Origin of the sequence: Microcystis sp. LSC13-02 (assembly GCA_002282935.1) — a bacterium.
GTDB lineage: Bacteria > Cyanobacteriota > Cyanobacteriia > Cyanobacteriales > Microcystaceae > Microcystis.
On the sequence record MTBT01000119.1, the window covers coordinates 10,403 to 12,314 of the forward strand.

General features: G+C 45.0%; 2 protein-coding genes and 1 pseudogene. 1 reads left to right on the plus strand and 2 read right to left on the minus strand.

Annotated elements, in window-relative coordinates; all coding sequences use genetic code 11:
• The coding region (locus BGL89_RS07340) for a caspase family protein (RefSeq protein ID WP_286825133.1) at positions 1-1,051 on the minus strand (1,051 nt) is incomplete at its 3' end.
• Positions 1,051-1,437: a Pepco domain-containing protein gene (locus tag BGL89_RS07345; RefSeq protein WP_287699397.1), complete on the minus strand. Its 387-nt coding sequence runs from the start codon at positions 1,435-1,437 to the stop codon at positions 1,051-1,053. The genes BGL89_RS07345 and BGL89_RS07340, both read right to left, overlap by 1 nt.
• Before the next feature lie 183 nt (positions 1,438-1,620).
• On the opposite strand from BGL89_RS07345, the pseudogene BGL89_RS07350 reads away from it, so the two are divergent.
• Positions 1,621-1,912 (plus strand): annotated as a pseudogene (locus BGL89_RS07350) (restriction endonuclease subunit R); the annotation flags it as partial.

Genomic DNA, 1,912 nt, shown 5'->3' on the forward strand with positions numbered 1-1,912 from the left:
AATCTTCTAATTTCCGATAATCGATTCCTTTGGCACTTTTAAGTTCGATTTCTGGCGGTGACGCGGGTTTCGGGGTTTCTGTTATCGTTTTCGCCGACTCGCGATTTGTCGGTTCCGTTTTAGGGGACGGTGGGACGGGTTGTTGTGCTAATTTTCGATTAATTCTGTCGTAATCTTGCCAGTATTTAGGTCTGGTTGTATCCAAAGCCAGAACTCGTCTCATCAACTGTCGCGCTTCCTCTAGCTTTCCCTCCACTTCCAACTCTAAAGCTTCCACTCGCAATAACTCTATATCGGGAGTCTTTGCTTGTTTCGGTAACAGAATCAGATGATTTTTATAATGCGGTTCGACAATAGAATGGAGAGTTTGCGGGGGTTTGTTGTGTTGTCGGTTGATTTCTGGAATCCTTTCGCGGAGACGATTACAGAGTCTTTCTACCGTAGCGCAATTATTTTCCCCTTGGATTCGTAAAGCCTCTAGAAGTGAATAGGTAAACGAACCCTGTTGTAATTCGGGAATTTCGTAGGATTCCTCCGTCGGACTACAGGAAGCGATGGTTATCACTCCCTGTTGCGTCTGCCAGCCTACGGATTTATTGCTAAAGTCGTTCTCGTTGCGACAGGCATCGAGAAAGAGAATGATATTGTCCGCGCCGCATCTCCGTAAACGTTGGGTAACGTAATTGAGGGAAATGGTCGTCTGTTCGATTAAGGTCGGGTGTCCCTCGCTGGGAACGAGGTAATCCTGTCCCTGATGGCGTAATCCGTGACCACTGAAGAAAAACCAGAAGTTATCGCCGGTTTCCAAACGTTGCGACTCGAAAAAGTCGTGCAGGAAAGCCATTAGGTTTGTGTACGTCGGTTTCGTCTCCTGTTGGGAACCATTCGGCGCGGTTATTGGGTCAGACTCATCGGTAAACAGGAAAACTTCCTCAAAATTAATCTCGTCACGACAATAACGCGCCATCTCTACCGCGTCCTGCTTGGCACATTTGAGCGATTTCAAGCGCTTATATTCATTTATCCCGATAATTAACCCATGATTCGCCATTAGTCCGCAGTCGGTGTATTTTTCTCGTCTCGCTTGAATTTTAGGGTTAATCCGCCTTTAGTGCCGGTCTTAATCCCCGTCCCTAATAATTTTACCTCACCTTCCCCGGTAATCTCTACGCAAAGCTCTACTTCATCGAGTTTAAAGCCGGTTTGCTCGTTGACCTGTTTCTGTGCTTGATTGAAGACTTTGCCGATAAGCTGGAGGAAATGGGAGAGTTCTGTCTCTAGCTTCTCTATGCTCACTTTTACGCCGCGAGTCGCCGCTTCGGTGATAGTTTTCCTTTTGTCCCAGGGATTGTCATAGGTGTCGTTTCCTTTGGCATCTTTATCGACGCTGACGGGGGTATCTTCTGCGGTGATAATCCAAATAGTTTCTTCTGACATAGCGTTCTCGTTTTTCGGCAATGGTTCTCCTTTATTATTCTAGTTACGCATTGCTAACTCAGCTATAGAGATTATTGTAGTTGGGGTTGACGCAAGGAAACCCAATCAAGAGTAGGGTGGTTGGGTTTCGCTTTTTCTATTTTCGGCTACAATCGGAACAGCGCTGTACTGCTTGCTCAATCAATGCTGACCCTCAAAACAAGTAAACTAACCCTTGCTGATGTTCAACGTCATCTCCATTTCCAAGAAAAGCTTGAGGATGTTTCATTTACAGAGCTTTTAGCTTTGGAAACCGTCAGCGACGCAGAAAAATTAGAACTTGTTCAAATCCGCAACGATTTTCGACCCTATTTGATGGAAGATAAAGCATCAGAAGGACAAGTTAAAGTTTTAACCCTATTTCCCCTATTGCGGTTAGCGGGTTTTTATCGTTATCCGATTAAGATTAGGGTTGAAGAAGGGATTGATAATATTA